Raw genomic sequence first — 19,302 nt, 5'->3', positions numbered from 1 at the left:
AAAAAATCAGCGAATGATGCCGCGCTGGGGCGAAACAGAGCTTAAAAACTCGGACATCAATGCAGTAACGTCTTTACCATTTGGTTGGGCAAGTCCTAGGGAATCTATCGCTTGAATGGATTTCTCTAGGGTCAAACCATCTCGATAAAGAACTTTGTAAATTGCCTTAACTGTTTGAATCTGCTCATGTGAAAACCCACGTCGCTTCAAACCTTCAAAATTCATAGACCGCGCTTGTGCAGGCTGACCTTGACACATGACAAAGGGCGGAAGATCTGCGAATAACAATGAATTCATGGCGGTAAAACTGTGGGCCCCCAATTTGCAAAATTGGTGTACTACGGTGAAGCCACCCAAAATAACCCAATCCCCCACATGCACATGGCCAGCCAGTTGGGTGTTGTTAGCAAAAATGGTGTTGTTGCCAATTTGACAGTCGTGGGCCAAGTGAACATAGGCCATGATCCAGTTGTCGTTGCCTATAGTGGTCACGCCTTGGTCACCCGCCGTGCCAATATTGAAAGTACAAAACTCTCGAATGACATTGCGGTCCCCAATGATCAATTCACACGGCTCGCCAGCATATTTTTTATCCTGAGGTATGGCGCCTAAAGAATTAAATTGAAAGATTTGGTTATCTCGACCAATGCTTGTTCTTCCCTCGATGACACAGTGCGAACCAATTCGCGTACCCGATGCAACTTTCACATGAGGTCCGATGGTGGTGAAAGGGCCGACACTGACGGAATTGTCTAATTCCGCAGAGGGATCAACCAACGCTAATGGGTGAATATCAGCCATCAGAGCCTCATTCGATAGTGCGCATTGTGCAAATCAAATCAGCCTCAACTGCCAAGGCCTCACCCACCCAAGCTTTTGCTTTGAATTTAAAGATGCCGGCTTTCATTCGATCTAATTCCACGCACAATGTTAAAGCATCACCTGGTTCAACTGGCCGTTTAAAACGCGCATTGTCTATGCCTGCAAAGTAATAAACCGTGTTGTCGTCAGGAACGATATTCAACGTGTCAAAAGCCAATAATGCAGCCGCTTGAGCCAACGCTTCAAGCATCAAAACACCTGGCATGACCGGCCTATGAGGGAAATGACCATTGAAAAAGGGTTCATTGATCGTGACATTTTTTAATGCTTTGATCGACTTTCCCTTGTCCAAACTTAAGACTCTATCGACCAACAATATTGGATATCGATGGGGTAGCATTTTTAATATTTGATGGATATCCATGATTTAACCTCTTGAGGGGAGTCCAGACTCCAATTGCTTAATTCGATCTCTAAGAGAATGTAACTGTCTCAAAGTTGCGGCATTTTTTTGCCAAGACTCGTTGTTATCGATAGGAAAAACGCCACTGTAGGTGCCAGCTTGCAAAAGGGAACGCGTAACCACCGATGCTGCAGAAACATGAACATGGTCTACCAGTTGCAGATGACCTAGAACAATAGCACCTCCACCTAAAGTGCAATGGGCACCTATTTTGGCACTGCCTGCAATTCCCACGCAACCGGCCATGGCTGTATGCGCACCTACCGAAACGTTATGGCCAATTTGAATCAAATTATCCAGTTTGACTCCGTCTTCTATCAGCGTATCCCCCAATGCTCCACGATCTATGCACGTATTTGCACCTATCTCAACAAAATTACCGATGCGAACGCATCCTAGTTGCTCAATCTTTATCCACGCACCATTGTCAGGCGCAAAACCAAAACCATCGGCACCAATCACGACGCCAGGATGCAGAATGCAATCTTCACCAATAGAGCAACCATAGGACACCGTAACACTGGATTTAAGCCAAGTTCGCCTGCCAATGACAGCATGGGCTTCGATGACACACATCGGGCCAATACGCGCAGTTGGGTCAATATTCGCAAGGGGGTGAATAAATGCGCTGGGGTGAATCAAGGGTTCATCACTCGCCGGGAGCAGGCTTGACCAAAGCTTGGTTACGCGTGCCCAATATGCGTAGGCATCATCAGTCTCGATGGTTGTCCCGCGACTCAATGCCTCCGACCCCATAGCGCGAGAAACAATCACACAAGCAGCCTTGGAACTTAAAAGCTGAGACCTGTATTTTGGATGACTTAAGAAAGCCAAATCATGCTGACCGGCTGAGGACAATGTTGCGAGACCGGTAATTTCGGTATCGGGCGACCCTTGCAAATCTCCGCCCAATTGGTCAACGAGTTGTCCTAATGTCAGACGAACCACGCCATCACTTACCGGTATTGATGACTTTAATCACTTTTTCAGTGATATCGTGTTTAGGATTGATATAAACAGCTTCTTGCAAAATCAAGTCGTATTTTTCAGCTTCAGCTACTTGCTTGACAACCTTATTGGCTTTTTCCAAAACCAGTTGCAGTTCTTCATTTTTTCTTGCGTTAAGGTCTTCTTGGAATTCACGGCGCTTTCGCTGAAATTCGCGATCCTGATCAGCAAGCTGACGTTGCTTTGTACTTCTCTGTGTTTCAGACAATGTAGGCAAATCGCGCTCGAGTTTTTCGGAGTTGGTTTTCAAGGAATTACCCAAATCTACCAATTCTTTTTCGCGCTTTGAAAACTCTTGCTCTAATTTGGTTTGAGCGACTTTGGCGGTATTGGCTTCACGAAAAATTCGGTCAGTATTGATGAATCCAACCCTAAAGTCTTCGGCCCACAAGGGGATGGCGCCCATCAACACAGAGCTGGCCAATATATAACGCAGGTAGAGATGTTTCATCAAAACGACGTCCCAATTTGGAATTGAAAGGATTGCATTCTATCTCCATCAAATTTACGGATGGGCTTGGCCATCGCGAACCTTAATGGACCAACGGGTGAAATCCAGCTGAGTCCTACACCAAAAGAAGTGCGCAGCTCATCTAGTTCAATACTGCTGTCAAAAACATTACCTGCGTCGATAAAAGAATACAAGCGCAATGTTCTGTCATTACCAACCCCAGGAAAGGGGACATAAAACTCAGTATTGAGCAAAACCTTCTTGGAGCCACCCACTGGACACCAGGAACTGGTACTGCATCCGTAATCTTTGGGGCCTAGAGAACCTTGCTGAAAGCCACGCACAGAGCCTAAGCCGCCTGCAAAGTAGTTTTTAAATACAGGGTAATTTTTCCCGCTCAAGCCCTCGCCATAACCGAACTCGGCATTGATAGCAAAGGTGTATTTTTTGCCTATGGGAAAAAATTCTTGAAATTGAGCGTTGTTTCTGTAATAGCGTGTGTCGCCAACGCCAACCTCACCATTGAGCTTAACTAACCGCCCTTTACTGGGTGCTAGTAAGCTGTCGCGGCTGTCTCGGGCCCAGCCAATGCCAAGAGGAATAGATTGGCTGGTGGTACCAAACTCTCTGATGTAACTTGCAAAGGCGGTTGGAATATTGGTGCCCGTATTGATAGTCGTTTGTTCAAAGGCGGCGCTTACAAATACCGTGTCGATTTCAGCAAATGGAACCCCAAAGGCAACACCAAGGCCAGAGGTTCCAATACTATAGTTGCCACTGTTAGTTAAATAAGGTTTACTAGATTTGTGGTAAGCATTAAGAGACCTGGAAACCCCGTCTTCTGTGAAATACGGGTCTGTGGTGCTGATATTCAAAAGACGGTTGTACTTGCTGGTATTGACATTGATACCTAAAGAATTTCCTGTTCCAAAGAAATTATCTTGGCTGATACCAAAAGAAAGAAACAACTTTTCTGTACTTGAAAAACCTGCGCCCAACTGCAGACTACCCGTGGGCTTTTCAGTAACTTTCAAATTGATGTCTACCTGATCGGGAGAACCGGGGACCTCCTGAGTATCAATAGTGACTTCAGTGAAATAGCCCAAGCGATCTACACGGTCACGCGATATACGGATACGATCCCCGTCATACCAAGAAGACTCCATTTGCCTGAATTCACGACGAATGATGTCATCTTTGGTTCGATCATTGCCTGAAATATTGATTCTGCGGACATAGGCCCTGCGAGAAGGGTCAGCTTGCAAAACCACTTGAACTTGGTTGGTCGCTCTGTCAATCTCAGTACGGGGTTCTATGCGGGCAAACGCAAAGCCGAAGTTTCCGAAATAGTCCGAGAACGCCTTCGTGGTTTGCACAACATCTGCGTTGTTATAGGGTTGTCCAGGCTTGATTGAAATGAGTGATTTAAATTCACTGTCACGCCCTAAGTAATAGCCATCCAACATAATGCGCGAAACGACAAAGCTGTTTCCTTCAGTGACGTTGATAGTGATACTGATGTCTTGCTTGTTTGCAGATATGGCGACTTGGGTCGAGTCCACACGAAATTCAAGGTAGCCTCTAGAAAGGTAGTAAGACTTTATGTTTTCCAAGTCAGCATTGAGTTTGGCTTGCGAATAACGATCTGCTTTGGTATACCAAGACATGTAGTTGGGCTCTGACAAGTCCATCTGGTCTTTCAAAGTTGACTCCTCAAACGCCTTGGCGCCAACAATACGTAAAGACTTAATACGGGCTACATCGCCTTCAACCACGGTGAAATTGAGATTGACCCGATTGCGGTCGGAGGGTGTCACAGTCGTTACAACTTCAGCCCCATACAAACTCTTGTTGATGTATTGACGCTTAAGTTCTTGTTCCGCCCTGTCAGTCAGCGCCTTATCGTAGGGTCGGCCCTCCGCTAAGCCTATGTCCTTGAGCGCTTTACGCAATGTATCTTTGTCAAACTCTTTGATACCCACAAAATCAACTGCACCAATGATGGGGCGCTCCTCAACAATCACCACCACCACTGCGGCATTAACTTCGATGCGAACGTCTTTGAATAAGCCAAGCGCAAACAAATTACGAATGGCCAAAGTGCCCTTCTCGTCACTGTAATTTTCCCCAACTCGAAAAGGAATTGTGGCCAATACAGTACCGGGCTCGGTACGTTGCAAACCTTCAATTCGTATGTCTTGTATCTGAAATGGCTCAAGGGCGTGTGCTGTCGGCAAAAAACAAATGAATAAAAGCAAGACATACAGAAATTTGTAGGCCGTGGAAAAGGGATTTGATTTCATAAATGAAGAAAAATGTGAGGGGTAATTCATGGGCATCAAGTCAACCAGCGCAAAACATCGTTAAACAAAGCCGTGAACATCATGAGTGCCACCACGGAAAGACCTATGACTTGCAATCGCTCAAGCCACAATTGGGAGGGGGGACTCCCAATGACAAGCTCCCAAAGATAATACATCAGGTGTCCACCGTCCAACATAGGCACTGGAAGCAGGTTTAAAAGCCCAATGCTTAGACTGATCAAGGCTAAAAATTGCACAAATGGGCGCCAGCCCTGTTCCGCTGTTTTACCTGCATATTCGGCCATGGTCAGTGGCCCACTCATCTGCTGCCATCCACTGGAAGTAGTGACCAATTTTCCAACGGCAACTAGGGTCATATTCGATTGAGCCAACAGCGTATCGAATGCCATACCCAAGCTTGAAATTGGGCCATGCTGCACCCACACCATGTCAGGTTCCCCACCGATCACGGCATCAATTTTGGCGACTTTTTTGCCATCTATTTCCCTTATCTCTGGGAGAATAGTCAACGAACGAACTTTTCCGCTACTAGACTGAACTTCCCAACGCTGAACATCGGTGCAAGCTCGAATGAGTTGAATCAAATGTTGAGAATCACTGACCACTAGACCATCCACCTTCAAGACCAAGTCCCCTGCAAGCAAACCCGCCTTGGCTGCAGGCCCCATTTGCAGAACTCTCACCACTTCGGGCTTGGTGAAGGCCCCTGTAATTCCTATGAGTGACATTGGCGAATGTTTACCATCGACATCCCATCCAACAAGCGAAATATCCACGATCCGATTTGTCTGAGATTGAGATGACAAGACCTCTAACTGGAAACTCTGTTGAGCATGCGAAGCATCATTGACCATCCCTCTTAGGTGGTCCAAGCTTTGCACAGTCTCCCATTCTTGAGGAGTCACCGAGAATTTTTGAACCAAATCGCCGCTGCGAAGGCCGGCAGTCTCTGCGACAGAAGCTTTCACAGGCGTGCCAATCACGGCCACAGCTTGCAGACTGCCTACCCAATGAACAAACGCATATAAAAAAAGCGTGAGCAATAAATTAGCCATGGGCCCTGCCACAACAATGCAGGCTCGTGCAAACAAAGGCTGGCGGTTGAAAGCCGTTTGAGCCTCTTCGAACGCCACCTCTTGGTCTCGCTCATCAAGCATTTTAATAAAGCCACCCAAGGGGACTGCGCAAATGGTGAATTCAGTGGGCAGGCCCAAACCAGGTTGAACACGCTGCCATCTCAAAATGGGTTTACCAAACCCGATGGAGAAACGCAAAACCCGCACCTTGAACCATAAGGCTGCACGGTAATGGCCATACTCATGGACAAAAATGACGGTTGTCAGTGCGACCAAAAAAGCCAGTAAGGTCATGCCCATGTGGGTTCTTTAATTCAATCTAAGCGCAATTTGTTGCGCAACAGAACGGGATCGCTGATCTAAATCCAGTAAACCTTCCAAATCCACCGCAGCAGATGGAATAAGCGACTCCATCGTAGCCAAATTCAAATGATGAATTTGATCGAAGCGGATTCGCTTGTCTAAAAATGCAGCGACAGCCACTTCATTCGAAGCATTAAGCACAGTCGTACTGCCTGAAGTTGCCTCCAAGGCCTCCCATGCCAGTTTCAAACCCGGAAAACGTGCCTGATGTCCATGGTCATCAAATGACTCAAAGGTCATGGCGGGCAAATTTCGAAAATTCAAATTGTCTGCGCCAGAGGCCATTCGCTGCGGCCAAGAAAGACCGTAAGCAATGGGCACACGCATATCGGGAGTGCCCAGTTGCGCAACGACTGAGCCATCGACAAACTGCACCATCGAATGAACAATGCTTTGGGGATGAATAACGACATCTATGCGATTAGGCGACATGCCAAATAAGTATTTAGCCTCAATGACCTCTAAGGCTTTGTTCATCATAGTTGCTGAGTCCACGGAAATTTTTCTGCCCATAACCCAATTAGGGTGAGCGCAAGCTTCTTCGGGGGTGACATCACGCAAAGTAATCGGGTCGCGTAGTCGAAAAGGGCCACCAGACGCCGTCAAAATAATTTTGTCGACACTGCTCTCCCAAGTACTGGGGTCTTGCGGCAAAGATTGAAAAACAGCGGAATGCTCGCTGTCAATAGGCAATAGATGTGCCCCACCTGTTTTGACAGCATCCAAAAACAATTGGCCTCCAACAACCAAGGCCTCCTTGTTAGCTAATAGCAATCGTTTCCCTGCTTTGGCAGCAGAAATGCATGAAGACAAACCAGCTGCGCCAACAATGGCAGCCATCACGGTGGTGACGCGTTCATCACTGGCTACTTGATCCAAAGCTTTTGCGCCGGATAACACCGTAGTGGGCAAGTTTTCAGCGAGCAAACGTTCACGCAAAACACGAGCGGCATCTTCATTGACCATGACCGCGAAGACTGGTCGAAATCTGGCGCACTGAGAAAGCATCAAATCGACTTGTTTAGCGCCAGTTAAAGCAAAAATCTGAAATTGCGTCGGGTGGCGCGAAACCACATCCAAAGTGTTGACGCCAATGGAGCCGGTTGAGCCCAAAATAGTCAGTGTTTGTTTCAAAGCATTCATATCAAAGCCAACATCACTGCCAAAGGCAGCGTTGGTAAAAGTGCATCTATACGATCGAGTATGCCGCCATGACCTGGTAAGAGCTGACTGCTGTCCTTGGCTCCCGCACTGCGTTTAACCAATGATTCTATTAAATCACCTGCTACGCTCATCATGACCAAAAAAAGCAAGCCCGATACCAACACAACGAAACCATGCTCATAAAGTCTGTCAAAGATACTGCTGGATTGCCAAGAAAAATAGTCTGTGGCACTCAACCAAACATATGACAGTAAGAAAACACCAACCACTGCCCCACCAACACCTTCCCATGTTTTTCCCGGACTGATGTCAGGCGCTAATTTATGTTTACCCAAAGCTTTGCCAGAAAAATAAGCCGCAATATCGGCCATCCAAACCACCAAAAGCACAGACATCAAAAAATCAATGCTGAAAATTTTGGATGCCATCAGCGCTAACCAAGTACAACACAACAGAAGAACACCAACACCCCACCTTATAACAAATGGGATTCGGGACCATCGCTGTACACCACCTGCCAACAAGAACCCTGCCAACAGAACCCACAAGCCGCCCAGCAATAGCCAAAAGCCTCGATCAAAATATTTGAATAAATTAAAGTACCAAACGAAAGAACAAAAAATGATGCACAGAACCGCCATCCACATAGAAGAGAAAAATCCTAGCTGATTAAGCCGCCCCCACTCCCAAGCCGCAGCGCTTACCAAAACCATGCCAGCTAAAGCAATCCAGAAAAGGTCTGGATGAAAAAGCGCTGGGATCAAAATTCCCAACAAGACCAATGCAGTCGAGATTCGCTGCTTAAGCATGGCTTGGCATGGATTAAACCGCCATGATTTCTTGTTCTTTCGAAGCGATGAGTTTGTCTATGTCGACAATGTGCTTATCGGTTACTTTTTGTATGTCCGCCTCTGCTCGCTTTTGATCATCTTCAGAGGCTGATTTATCTTTCACCAGTTTTTTAACTGATTCATTTGCATCACGGCGCAAATTCCTTATAGCCACCTTGGCATTTTCCCCTTCAGTGCGGACCAACTTGGTCATTTCCTTGCGTCGCTCTTCAGACATTGGCGGCATAGGCACACGAATCAAATCGCCCATAGAGGCGGGGTTAAGACCTAAATCGCTTTCACGAATGGCTTTTTCAATCTTGGGACCCAGGCCTTTTTCCCAAGGTTGGACGCTGATGGTGCGTGAATCGAGCAAAGATATGTTGGCCACCTGGGATAACGGCGTTGGGTTTCCGTAGTACTCGACCATCACGTGGTCGAGCAGCCCTGGGTTGGCACGTCCAGAACGAATTTTGGACAATGTATTGCTGAAGGCAGCAATTGATTGGTCCATTTTGGTTTCTGTATTTTTTTTGATCTCTGCAATATCCATCATTTCCTCTTTGAGATTGACAGACTTCAGGCAAACACCAGTGTGCCTTCGTCTTCGCCCATGACAACGCGCTTGAGAGCGCCGTGCTTGAAAATAGAAAAAACCGTGATGGGAAGTTTTTGGTCCCGACATAAAGCAAAAGCAGTGGCATCCATGATGCCGAGATTACCTTGAATGGCCTGATCAAAACTGATCTTGGCATAACGAGTCGCTGATGCGTCCTTGTTTGGGTCAGCAGAATAAACGCCATCCACTTTGGTTGCCTTTAGTACCATTTCGGCACCAATTTCTGCACCCCTTAGTGCCGCGGCCGTATCGGTAGTGAAAAAGGGGTTACCAGTTCCAGCAGCAAACACCACTACCTTGCCCTCTTCCAAATATTGCAATGCTTTGGGACGGACATAGGGTTCAACCACTTGCTCAATACCTATGGCGGACATGACCCGCGCCGTCAAGCCGGCCTTGTTCATGGTGTCAGCAAGTGCTAAAGCGTTCATAACTGTTGCAAGCATACCCATGTAATCGGCCGTAGCGCGGTCCATGCCCACAGACCCACCAGCAACACCTCTGAAAATATTGCCGCCACCAATCACAACAGCCACCTCTACCCCGAGACGGGTAATTTCAGCAATCTCTTCAACCATGCGAACGATGGTGGCACGGTTGATACCAAAAGCATCATCCCCCATCAAAGCCTCGCCAGACAACTTCAGCAATATCCGCTTATAGGCTGGTTTTTTTAATGTCATTCAGGCCTCCGTTGGGATGAGAGTTTAACGAGTTAGTTCAAGCCAAAAAAAAGGGGACTTTCGTCCCCTATGATGTTTATGCAGATTGTTTAGCAGCAGCTACTTGGGCTGCCACCTCAGCGGCAAAGTCATCGACTTTGCGCTCTATACCCTCACCAACCACATAAAGTGTGAATGACTTGACTGTGGTTTTGACCGACTGGAGCATTTGAGAGACGGTTTGTTTGTCATTTTTAACAAAGGGTTGATCAAACAATGACACCTCCTTGAGGTACTTTTGAACAGAGCCCTCAATCATTTTGGCTGCGATATCTGCAGGCTTACCAGACTCGGCAGCCTTGGCTGTCGCAACTGAGCGCTCACGCTCAATCAATTCTGCAGGGACGTCAGCGCTGGTCAGAGAAACGGGCTTCATAGCGGCCACATGCATGGCAACATCACGCGCAGCTGACTCGTCACCTGCGTATTCGACCAGAACGCCAATACGCGTGCCGTGCAAATAGGAAGTCAAGGCTGTTTCTCCACTGAATAATTTGAAACGGCGAAAACTCATGTTTTCACCGATCTTGCCAATCAAACCTTGACGGACATCTTCTAGTGTTGGGCCAAAGCCATCTTGCTCATAAGAAAGCGCACCCAAAGCATCGATATTGGCGGGCTGGTGTTGCGCGGCTAACTTAGCAGCGGCCTGAGCCAAGGACAAGAAACTGTCGTTCTTGGTCACGAAGTCGGTTTCACAATTGACCTCGATCAAAGCGCCTGAATGGCCTTCGATGAAACTGCTGACTACGCCCTCAGCAGTTACGCGAGCTGCAGCCTTACTTGCTTTACTGCCTAACTTCACTCGAAGTAATTCTTCTGCTTTGACCATATCGCCAACTGCTTCCGTCAACGCTTTTTTGCACTCCATCATGGGCGCATCCGTTTTGGCTCGCAGTTCGGCGACCATGCTTGCTGTGATTGCTGACATAAATACTCCTGTTTATTCAATAGAGGGGATTTGCTGTGAAAAAGGGGCCTCTTAAGCCCCTTTTAAATGACTCCTAAAGGACGCTTAAGCCTGTGCAGAATTCTCCACTTCCACAAACTCATCAGCGCCTTCAGTGACGGCTTTGACCACATCGTTGACTGCATTAGCACGACCTTCCAAAATAGCATCAGCGATACCGCGAGCGTAGAGGGTTACAGCCTTAGAAGAGTCGTCATTGCCAGGAATGATGTAATCAATTCCTTCAGGCGAGTGGTTCGAGTCAACCACCCCGATCAAGGGAATACCCAATTTTTTAGCCTCTGCGATGGCAATTTTGTGAAAACCTACGTCGATCACAAAAATCGCATCGGGCAAGGTAGCCATGTCTTGAATGCCGCCAATGTCTTTTTCAAGTTTTTCAAGCTCGCGCATGAAAACGAGCTGTTCTTTTTTAGACATGCTTTCCAGACCCACTTCTTGCTGGACTTTCATATCTTTCAAACGCTTGATGGATGTTTTCACGGTCTTGAAATTGGTGAGCATTCCACCCAACCAGCGCTGATCAACGAATGGCACACCAGCACGCTTGGCTTCCGAAGAGATGATTTCGCGGGCTTGACGCTTGGTGCCAACCATCAAAATGGTGCCGCGGTTAGCTGCCAATTGTTTGGCGAACTTGATCGCGTCTTGGAACATCGGCAAAGATTTTTCCAAGTTGATGATGTGGATTTTGTTGCGATGGCCAAAAATGAACGGGGCCATTTTGGGATTCCAAAAGCGGGTTTGATGTCCGAAATGAACACCAGCTTCTAGCATTTCGCGCATGGAAGTAGACATAGATAACACTCCAAAGGTTAGGTCTGAGCCAGTTCTTTATCGCAACAAATCACAGAGATTTGGGCAACACCTTGTGGGAACTGGTTTGGGATTTGCTGATTGCAAACTGAGTTTTGCACATCTTGAGCAACTGAAATTTTAGCACAAGCCCGCGTTTGGCTTTCGATTTTGTCAGCCCCTGCCCACAAACGGCATATTGGTTGCCATCACTGTATGAAACAGCACATTGGATGAAAGCGGCATATTGGCCATATAGAGAACAGATTCGCCCACATGCTTTACATCCATCAAGGGTTCTTTGGCGATGTCACCATTTGCTTGTGGAACGCCCAGAGCCATCTTGGCGGCCATTTCGGTGGCAGCATTGCCAATATCGATTTGCCCGACGGCAATACCGTATTTGCGCCCATCCAGTGCTGCCGTTTTCGTCAAGCCGGTTACTGCATGCTTGGTTGCCGTGTAGGCGATAGAGTTGGGACGAGGTGCATATGCCGATATAGAGCCATTGTTGATGATCCTGCCGCCTTGTGGGGATTGCGCTTTCATTGCGATAAATGCTTGTTGCAAGCAGAAAAACATGCCATTGAGATTGATGTCCACCACGTTTCGCCATTGCTCAATGCTCAACTCTTCAAGCGGCACACCAGGCGCACTCACACCAGCGTTGTTGAACAGTAAATCTACACGCCCCCATTTGCTTATCACTTTTGCAAAAGCATTTTTGACAGCATCAGGATCAGCCACATCTGCCGACAATGGCAAGCATGAATCTTGGGAGTGGGAAGCGGCAGCAACCTCCTCTAAAAGCTGTAATCGGCGACCGATTAAAGCAACGCGCCAACCATCAGCGAGTAACGCCAGCGCGGCGGCTTTGCCAACACCTGTGCCAGCGCCTGTGACGATTGCAATTTTGGAATGGGACATGTTTGAATCTCCTGGAAAATGTCAGTGGCGATTTTTAGATTTTTTGGGGACTTTAGCTGTGGTTTTTTTTGCTGAGGTCTTAATGCCTTGGGACCCTGATTTTGTGCCAGCGTGGAAATTGCTTGTGGTACTTCTAACTTTTGCCTTTGCAATTTTGGCATTGGAAGAAGGATTGCCGCCGCCTGATGGCAATTTCTTACCCCACACAGTCTTGTCCATTGCAGAAGTGCCGTCGTCTTGTACCCAACGAAAATCAATTTTTCGACCATCCAGGTCTACACGGCTGACTTGTACCCTGACACGTGCGCCAACGTTGTAGCGAATGCCGGTTCGCTCTCCGCGTAACTCCTGACGGGTTTCATCAAATTTGAAGTAGTCGCCACCGAGCTCTGTGATGTGAACCAAACCCTCGACATACATGGCATCCAAAGTCACAAAAACGCCAAACCCTGTGACGCCAGACACAGTTCCACTGAAATCTTCGCCTAAGTGTTCGCGCATGTACTGACACTTGAGCCAAGCTTCAACGTCCCTGCTGGCCTCGTCAGCACGTCGCTCATTGGCGCTGCAATGTAATCCTGCAGCTTCCCAAGCTTGTTGCTCAGCAGATGGTTTCTGTGAGGGTGTTGAAGGTTTATCTTTCAAACGAGCTTGGGCTGCTAAGCGCCTAGCCAACTTAATATGCGCCTCTCCAGGCAAAGGCAAACCGGGCAACTGATAGCGCTTTCCCGTCAAAATGGATTTAATAACACGGTGAACCAACAAATCGGGATAGCGCCGAATAGGACTGGTGAAATGGGTGTAAGCCGGATACGCCAATCCAAAGTGGCCACTGTTGAGGGGGGTGTAAATGGCTTGTTGCATAGAGCGCAACAACATGGAATGAATTTGCTGTGCGTCAGGCCTGTCTTTACTTGCTTGGGCAATGGCCTGGAACTGACCTGGGCTTGGGTTTTCGCTCAAACTGGCAGGCACACCCATGGCCTTGAGGTAGTTGCGCAGGGTCTCCCGTTTTTCAGGCGTGGGGCCCTCATGCACCCGAAAAACCGCTGGGTGTTTGGCTTGCAAAATAAAGTCAGCACTGCATACGTTGGCTGCCAACATTGCCTCTTCAATCAATCGATGCGCTTGCGTGCGAACTCTGGGCACAATTTTTTCAATTCGACCGCTGTCATCACAAATGATCTGGGTTTCAGTGGTTTCAAAATCAACAGCACCCCGCTTCTCTCTGCCTTTTAGCAAGCTTCGATAGACGTCGTGAAGGTGAATCAGATCTTGAACCCTGTCTTTGTACTTTGCAGCTTGGGGACCTCTTGTGTTGGAGAGAATAGCGGCTACATCGGTATAAGTGAATCTCGCATGGCTGTGCATCACAGCTTGGTAAAACTGATAAGCAAAAACTTGTCCATCTTCATCAATCAGCATATCGCAGACCATGCAAAGCCGATCGACCAAAGGATTGAGAGAGCACAAGCCGTTGGATAATTTTTCCGGCAACATGGGGATGACACGACGTGGAAAGTACACACTCGTGGCACGTTCGTAAGCATCTATATCGATAGGACTACCGGTATCAACGTAATAGCCGACATCTGCAATCGCTACCAATAGACGCCAGCCTTTTTGTTTGCCAAAAGTTGCGGGTTCGCAATAAACAGCATCGTCAAAATCTCTTGCGTCCTCGCCATCGATGGTGACAAGCGCAATGTCACGCAGATCGATACGACCAGCCAAGTCTTTGGCTCTTACCTTGGCAGGTAATTCAGTTGCTTGCGCAATACAAGCAGAAGAAAACTGGTGGGGCACACTGTACTTGCGAACCGCTATTTCAATCTCCATGCCGGGGTCATCCATCTCGCCCAGCACTTCTTTGACGCGGCCAACAGGTTGCCCAAACAAACTAGGCGCCTCGGTCAACTCCACCACCACCACTTGACCCGCCTGCGCATTTCCTGTGGCCCCTTTGGGTACGAGTATGTCTTGCCCATAACGCCGGTCTTCAGGGGCGACCAACCAGATGCCACTTTCTTGCAAAAGTCGGCCAATGATGGCTTGCTGAGGTCGATCAATGATTTCCACAATACGCGCTTCTGGGCGACCTTTGCGATCCAAGCGGGTTACTCTTGCAATAACTCGATCGCGGTGTATGACAGCCCGCATTTCATTGGGCGGCAAATACACATCGATTTGACCGTCATCGCGTTGTACGAAGCCATGACCATCTCGGTGACCCTCTACCGTTCCCTCGAAGGTTTCAAGAAGTCCTGCGCTTGGAGTTGATTTTTGTTTGATAGAATCCTCTGCTTTCCTGAATGCCCAGGTGGCGGAATTGGTAGACGCACTAGTTTCAGGTACTAGCGAGTAACATCGTGGGGGTTCGAGTCCCTTCCTGGGCACCAATGTTAACCAACATCAAAGCCACCGAAGTGGCTTTTTTTACGACCACTTCATACAGCTCATTAGATTGGCAAACCAATCAAATCATGTCCTTGCGTTTGCAGAACGCGCACCTTGATGAAATCCCCTGTGCGATAACTTTTACTCAGCTTTTCGGGAGGCAGCAGATGAACGACGCCGTCAATTTCTGGCGCATCAGAGTAGGTTCGCCCAACACCGCCTTGCTTGCCTAAGGCTTTAGAGGAGTCAACCAAGACTTGCATGGTAGAGCCGATTCGATTTTGCAGTTTTTGAGTAGATATTTTTTCTGCCACCTGCATGAATCTTGCCCGACGCTCTTCACGAACCTCTAATGGCAACATGCCCGGCAAGGCATTGGCCGTCGCTCCTTCTACAGCGCTGTAAGCAAAACAGCCTGCACGGTCGATTTGTGCTTCTTCTAAAAACTGCAGCAAGTGCTCGAACTCAGACTCTGTTTCGCCAGGAAAGCCTGCGATAAAGGTACTGCGAACCACCAACTGAGGACACTGAGCACGCCAAAGTTGCAAGCGCTCCAAATTTTTTTCTCCACTGGCAGGACGCTGCATACGCTTGAGTACATCGGGGTGGCTGTGTTGAAAAGGCACATCCAAATAAGGCAGGACACGTCCGCTCGCCATCAATGGGATCAGATGATCAACCGTGGGGTAGGGATAGACATAGTGCAAGCGCACCCATGCAGAAAAAGGCTCGGCCAATTCAGCCAATACCTGAACCAACTCTAGGGTTCGAGTTTTGACGGGCCGTCCATCATGAAAACCCATTTGATAGCGCACATCAACGCCATAGGCTGAGGTGTCTTGGCTAATAACCAGCAACTCTTTGACGCCGCTTTCAAACAAAGCTTGGGCTTCGCGCAAAACATCCCCAATGGGGCGCGAAACCAAATCTCCTCGCATGGAGGGAATGATGCAAAAAGTACAGCGATGGTTGCAGCCTTCACTGATCTTCAAATAAGCGTAATGCTTGGGTGTGAGTTTGATGCCGGCAGCTGGAACAAGATCAATAAAGGGGTCATGCGGCTTGGGTAAATGGGCATGAACCGCGTCCATCACTTCTTGCGTAGCATGGGGGCCCGTCACAGCAAGTACGCTTGGATGCATGGCTTTGACGACGTTTTGTCCATCCGACTGCGCTTTGGCACCCAAGCACCCCGTGACAATGACTTTGCCATTCTCAGCCAAAGCTTCACCAATGGTATTGAGGCTTTCTTCAACGGCGGCGTCTATGAATCCGCAGGTGTTGACGATGACCAAGTCAGCGCCAGCAAAGGTTTTAGAGGTTTGATAGCCCTCAGCGCTTAGCTGGGTGAGAATGAGTTCTGAGTCAGTCAAAGCCTTGGGACAACCCAAGCTGACAAAGCCAACAGTGGGCGTGGCCATCAACGCTTGAGCCCCATGGCTGTGAGCATTTGTGTTTGCATCTGTGTGAGCATTTGCTGAGATTGCTCTGTGTAACTGCCCATCAAACCTTTGAGCAAAGGAGACTGTGTGGTCATGACTTGAGCCCACAGTTCTGGCGAAAGATGTTTGCTTTGGTCAGCCATTTGCATTTGCAAATCTATAAATGTTTGTACATTTTTTTCTAAATAATTACCCATAAAGCCTTGCATCGCATGGCCATAAAAGCGAATGATATTGGCCAAGGCGACCTCGGAAAACATTGGCACACCGCCTGACTCTTCTTCCAAAATAATTTGCAACAAGATACTGCGTGTCAGGTCTTCATTGCTTTTGGCTTCTACGACTTTGAAGATTTCACCTGCGACCACAAAGGCTTTAACCTCTTGCAAGGTGATGTAACTTGAAGTTTGGGTGTCGTACAGACGCCTATTGGGGTATTTTTTGATCAACCGAGTTGCAACTTCCCCCTTAGGGTCTGCTTCTGGGAAGTTTGAAGTGGAAGAAGATTTGCGTGCCAAAAGAATGTCCTGTTTGGGGGTTTGCAAAAGCGTCTTTGCAAAACGTCGAGCAGGTAAAAGGGCAAAGCAAAGACTGGTAGGCGCGATTGGACTCGAACCAACGACCCCCACCATGTCAAGGTGGTGCTCTAACCAGCTGAGCTACGCGCCTTCGTTGTCGAACCACAGTATTCTAACAGCAGTCTACTTAGCCAAGATGTCGCCTTGCAGTTCGCACACCCGCGACATCCTTAACGACCGTGAGCACCTTGGTCAATTTGGAAGCGTCTCCCACCTCCACCGTGAAAGTCATCCACGCTGTTTCTTTGATGGACTGGGTTTGCACACCAATGACATTGATCTTGTCCTTGGCGAACACTTCGGAGATATCGCGCAACAGTCCTTGTCGATCATTGGCAACGATTTGTATATCGACTGGGTAAAGCGCATCTGCGCCGCTGCTCGCACCCCATGCGACCGGTATCACGCGGTCTGGCGCAGTCATGGATAGCTGAATGAAATTTTTGCAACTGCTGCGGTGAACGCTCACCCCTTTGCCGCGAGTAACAAAGCCACCCAATGCGTCTGGTGGTGCGGGCCTGCAACATTTGGCCAATTGGGTCATTAACGAGTCAACACCCACCACCAACACGCCAGAATGTGTGGAATGGGTTTTGCTGCGCTGGGTTTTGCGCAGCAGTCGCTGATCGTCATCCAGCACGGGGGCAGGCGGGCGCAAGTAGGTTTCAATGGTTTTGAGCGAGAACTCGTCCTTGCCCACGACCTCAAACAATTGGGCAGCGGCAGGAAAGCCCAATTGCACAGCCAGTTCATCCAGCTTCAAAGCGGTTTTGCCTTCGCGTTGCAACAAGCGCTCAACCAACTCTCGCCCTTTCGCCATGGTTTGGCTTGCCACCTGCGCATTGAACCAAGCTCTGACCTTGGCTTTGGCACGCTGCGAACTTAAAAAACCCAACTCTTGGTTAAGCCAGTCTCTTGAAGGCCCCCCCTCTTTGGCAACGATCACCTCAACCGTTTGCCCATTACGCAAAGACGTAGAAAGCGGCACCATAAGTCCGTCAACTTTCGCACCTCTACAGCGATGGCCTAAGTCAGTATGCAGACTGTAAGCAAAGTCAACAGGTGTGGCATGAACAGGCAGTTCAACGATGGCAGCTTGTGGGGTCAGAACATAAATTTTGTCGTCATCATCCACCACGCTTGCTTTCGGGTCTGCATTTGCAGCTTGGTTTAAATCACGCTCCCAAGCCAGCAACTGACGTAGGACCGCTATTTTTTTAGCTTGGTAATCAGACACTTGTACGCCTGAGTAGCCTTTGGTGCCTGCCTCTTTGTAGGCCCAATGGGCGGCCACACCAAACTCTGCATGCGCATGCATATCTTGCGTGCGAATTTGGATTTCAACCACCTTACCCGAGGCTTCACTCACCACGGTATGCAAGGATTGGTAACCATTCGACTTTGGCTTGGCAATGTAATCATCAAACTCGTTATCAAGCGGTGTCATCTGGGCATGGACCAACGACAAAGCACGGTAACAGTCATCGACAGAGTTGACGATCACCCTGAGTGCCCGTAAATCACGAATCTGTGAGAAGTCCAATGACTTTGCGCGCATTTTTTTGATGATGCTGTAAATGTGTTTTGGCCGACCCTGTACTTGCGCACTTATGCCTTGTGCCAGCAATTGGTCTGACAGCGATTGACGCAACTGAGCTACTTGGCCCTCTCGCTCGACCCGTTTGTCCTCCAACCACCCTGCGACTTGCTTGTATGTCAGGGGTTCAAGCAGACGAAAAGCCAAGTCTTCCATCTCCCATTTAATTTGCCAAATGCCCAAGCGATTGGCCAAGGGTGCAAAAACCAGCAAAGATTCCTTTGCAACATCGTCAAAGCCGGTTTTTTTATGTGCGTGCAAATAACGCAAAGTTTGTAACCTTGAAGCCAATCGCAGAACAACCACCCGCAAGTCTCTTGAAAAAGCCAGCAACATTCGCCTGACAAATTCAATTTGCACCTGCCCTTGCGCATCTTTTGCAGCATGGGTTCGAGCTTGTCGTTGCAACTGCATCAAGCGCATGGTCTCCATGGCCAAGGCTGAATGACTGGCACCAAAAGCCTTTTCAATCAACTCTTGGGGCTTGTTTAAATGCTCACACGCAAAGGCCAAGTAGGACGCTGCTTGCATATCGTCGGATGCGCCCAAGGATTTGACCAGCGCCGCCAAGGCATCTGCATGTACCAAGCAGTTTTCACCGTTATCCAACTGCTGCGTAGACAGAAAAGGTTCTGCGAATGCTCTGGCACGCTCTAACGTTTGTTGACTTGGCTCGAAGTTGACGCCTGCCACAGACAGCAGTCCTTGCACGCCTAGGGGCGAGTCTTCTAAAACCTCAGTACTTTTCATCGTT

At 48.4% G+C, this 19,302-nt stretch carries 17 protein-coding genes and 2 tRNA genes; 1 reads left to right on the top strand and 18 read right to left on the bottom strand.

Annotated elements, in window-relative coordinates; genetic code table 11:
- Window positions 1-6: 6 nt before the first annotated feature.
- The 14 genes from lpxA to rnr all read right to left on the bottom strand — a co-directional run bounded on the left by lpxA (window position 7) and on the right by rnr (window position 14,826).
- Window positions 7-801, bottom strand: coding sequence for an acyl-ACP--UDP-N-acetylglucosamine O-acyltransferase (gene lpxA / locus AC9UEO_RS06185; protein ID WP_509531078.1), 795 nt, complete (start codon window positions 799-801; stop codon window positions 7-9).
- Between the two features lie 7 nt (window positions 802-808).
- Complete coding sequence (gene fabZ / locus AC9UEO_RS06180; protein ID WP_509531076.1) at window positions 809-1,246, bottom strand: 3-hydroxyacyl-ACP dehydratase FabZ; 438 nt, start codon at window positions 1,244-1,246, stop codon at window positions 809-811.
- Window positions 1,247-1,249: 3 nt separating this feature from the next.
- Window positions 1,250-2,224 carry a UDP-3-O-(3-hydroxymyristoyl)glucosamine N-acyltransferase gene (gene lpxD / locus AC9UEO_RS06175; protein WP_509531265.1) on the bottom strand — a complete coding sequence of 325 codons (975 nt, stop codon included), beginning with the start codon at window positions 2,222-2,224 and terminating at the stop codon, window positions 1,250-1,252.
- A gap of 13 nt (window positions 2,225-2,237) precedes the next feature.
- The gene (locus tag AC9UEO_RS06170; RefSeq protein ID WP_509531263.1) at window positions 2,238-2,699 is read right to left on the bottom strand and encodes an OmpH/Skp family outer membrane protein; all 462 of its coding nucleotides are present in this window, start codon (window positions 2,697-2,699) and stop codon (window positions 2,238-2,240) included.
- A gap of 44 nt (window positions 2,700-2,743) precedes the next feature.
- Window positions 2,744-5,047, bottom strand: a complete 2,304-nt coding sequence (gene bamA / locus AC9UEO_RS06165; protein ID WP_509531261.1) for an outer membrane protein assembly factor BamA — start codon at window positions 5,045-5,047, stop codon at window positions 2,744-2,746.
- 35 nt (window positions 5,048-5,082) lie between these two features.
- Window positions 5,083-6,444 carry an RIP metalloprotease RseP gene (gene rseP / locus AC9UEO_RS06160; RefSeq protein ID WP_509531074.1) on the bottom strand — a complete coding sequence of 454 codons (1,362 nt, stop codon included), beginning with the start codon at window positions 6,442-6,444 and terminating at the stop codon, window positions 5,083-5,085.
- Window positions 6,445-6,453: 9 nt separating this feature from the next.
- Complete coding sequence (dxr, locus tag AC9UEO_RS06155; protein ID WP_509531072.1) at window positions 6,454-7,650, bottom strand: 1-deoxy-D-xylulose-5-phosphate reductoisomerase; 1,197 nt, start codon at window positions 7,648-7,650, stop codon at window positions 6,454-6,456.
- The gene (locus tag AC9UEO_RS06150; protein WP_509531070.1) at window positions 7,647-8,480 is read right to left on the bottom strand and encodes a phosphatidate cytidylyltransferase; all 834 of its coding nucleotides are present in this window, start codon (window positions 8,478-8,480) and stop codon (window positions 7,647-7,649) included. Before AC9UEO_RS06150 ends, dxr begins: the two co-directional genes overlap by 4 nt.
- A 13-nt stretch (window positions 8,481-8,493) precedes the next feature.
- Window positions 8,494-9,054, bottom strand: coding sequence for a ribosome recycling factor (gene frr / locus AC9UEO_RS06145; protein ID WP_509531068.1), 561 nt, complete (start codon window positions 9,052-9,054; stop codon window positions 8,494-8,496).
- A 26-nt stretch (window positions 9,055-9,080) separates the two neighbouring features.
- Window positions 9,081-9,803, bottom strand: a complete 723-nt coding sequence (gene pyrH / locus AC9UEO_RS06140) for a UMP kinase (protein WP_509531066.1) — start codon at window positions 9,801-9,803, stop codon at window positions 9,081-9,083.
- 76 nt (window positions 9,804-9,879) lie between these two features.
- Window positions 9,880-10,773, bottom strand: coding sequence for a translation elongation factor Ts (gene tsf / locus AC9UEO_RS06135; protein WP_509531064.1), 894 nt, complete (start codon window positions 10,771-10,773; stop codon window positions 9,880-9,882).
- Window positions 10,774-10,857: 84 nt separating this feature from the next.
- Window positions 10,858-11,610 carry a 30S ribosomal protein S2 gene (gene rpsB / locus AC9UEO_RS06130; RefSeq protein WP_509531062.1) on the bottom strand — a complete coding sequence of 251 codons (753 nt, stop codon included), beginning with the start codon at window positions 11,608-11,610 and terminating at the stop codon, window positions 10,858-10,860.
- 171 nt (window positions 11,611-11,781) lie between these two features.
- On the bottom strand, window positions 11,782-12,534 hold the full coding sequence (locus AC9UEO_RS06125; RefSeq protein WP_509531060.1) for an SDR family oxidoreductase: 753 nt from the start codon (window positions 12,532-12,534) through the stop codon (window positions 11,782-11,784).
- Window positions 12,535-12,555: 21 nt separating this feature from the next.
- The gene (gene rnr / locus AC9UEO_RS06120; RefSeq protein WP_509531259.1) at window positions 12,556-14,826 is read right to left on the bottom strand and encodes a ribonuclease R; all 2,271 of its coding nucleotides are present in this window, start codon (window positions 14,824-14,826) and stop codon (window positions 12,556-12,558) included.
- A 22-nt stretch (window positions 14,827-14,848) separates the two neighbouring features.
- On the opposite strand from rnr, the gene AC9UEO_RS06115 reads away from it, so the two are divergent.
- Window positions 14,849-14,933 (top strand) — tRNA-Leu (locus tag AC9UEO_RS06115).
- Window positions 14,934-14,993: 60 nt separating this feature from the next.
- On the opposite strand, the gene rimO is transcribed toward AC9UEO_RS06115, so the two are convergent.
- The 4 genes from rimO to AC9UEO_RS06095 all read right to left on the bottom strand — a co-directional run bounded on the left by rimO (window position 14,994) and on the right by AC9UEO_RS06095 (window position 19,298).
- A complete protein-coding gene (rimO, locus tag AC9UEO_RS06110) occupies window positions 14,994-16,352 on the bottom strand; it encodes a 30S ribosomal protein S12 methylthiotransferase RimO (RefSeq protein ID WP_509531058.1) in 1,359 nt (452 codons plus the stop codon).
- The gene (phaR, locus tag AC9UEO_RS06105) at window positions 16,352-16,891 is read right to left on the bottom strand and encodes a polyhydroxyalkanoate synthesis repressor PhaR (protein WP_509531056.1); all 540 of its coding nucleotides are present in this window, start codon (window positions 16,889-16,891) and stop codon (window positions 16,352-16,354) included. The genes rimO and phaR overlap by 1 nt, the downstream gene beginning before the upstream one ends.
- 74 nt (window positions 16,892-16,965) lie before the next feature.
- Window positions 16,966-17,042 (bottom strand) — tRNA-Val (locus AC9UEO_RS06100).
- A 36-nt stretch (window positions 17,043-17,078) separates the two neighbouring features.
- Complete coding sequence (locus AC9UEO_RS06095; RefSeq protein WP_509531054.1) at window positions 17,079-19,298, bottom strand: RelA/SpoT family protein; 2,220 nt, start codon at window positions 19,296-19,298, stop codon at window positions 17,079-17,081.
- Between the last annotated feature and the right edge of the window lie 4 nt (window positions 19,299-19,302).

The sequence above is a fragment of the Limnohabitans sp. genome, assembly GCF_040401495.1.
Taxonomy (GTDB): domain Bacteria; phylum Pseudomonadota; class Gammaproteobacteria; order Burkholderiales; family Burkholderiaceae_C; genus Limnohabitans.
This window is presented reverse-complemented; position numbering and strand designations above follow the sequence as displayed.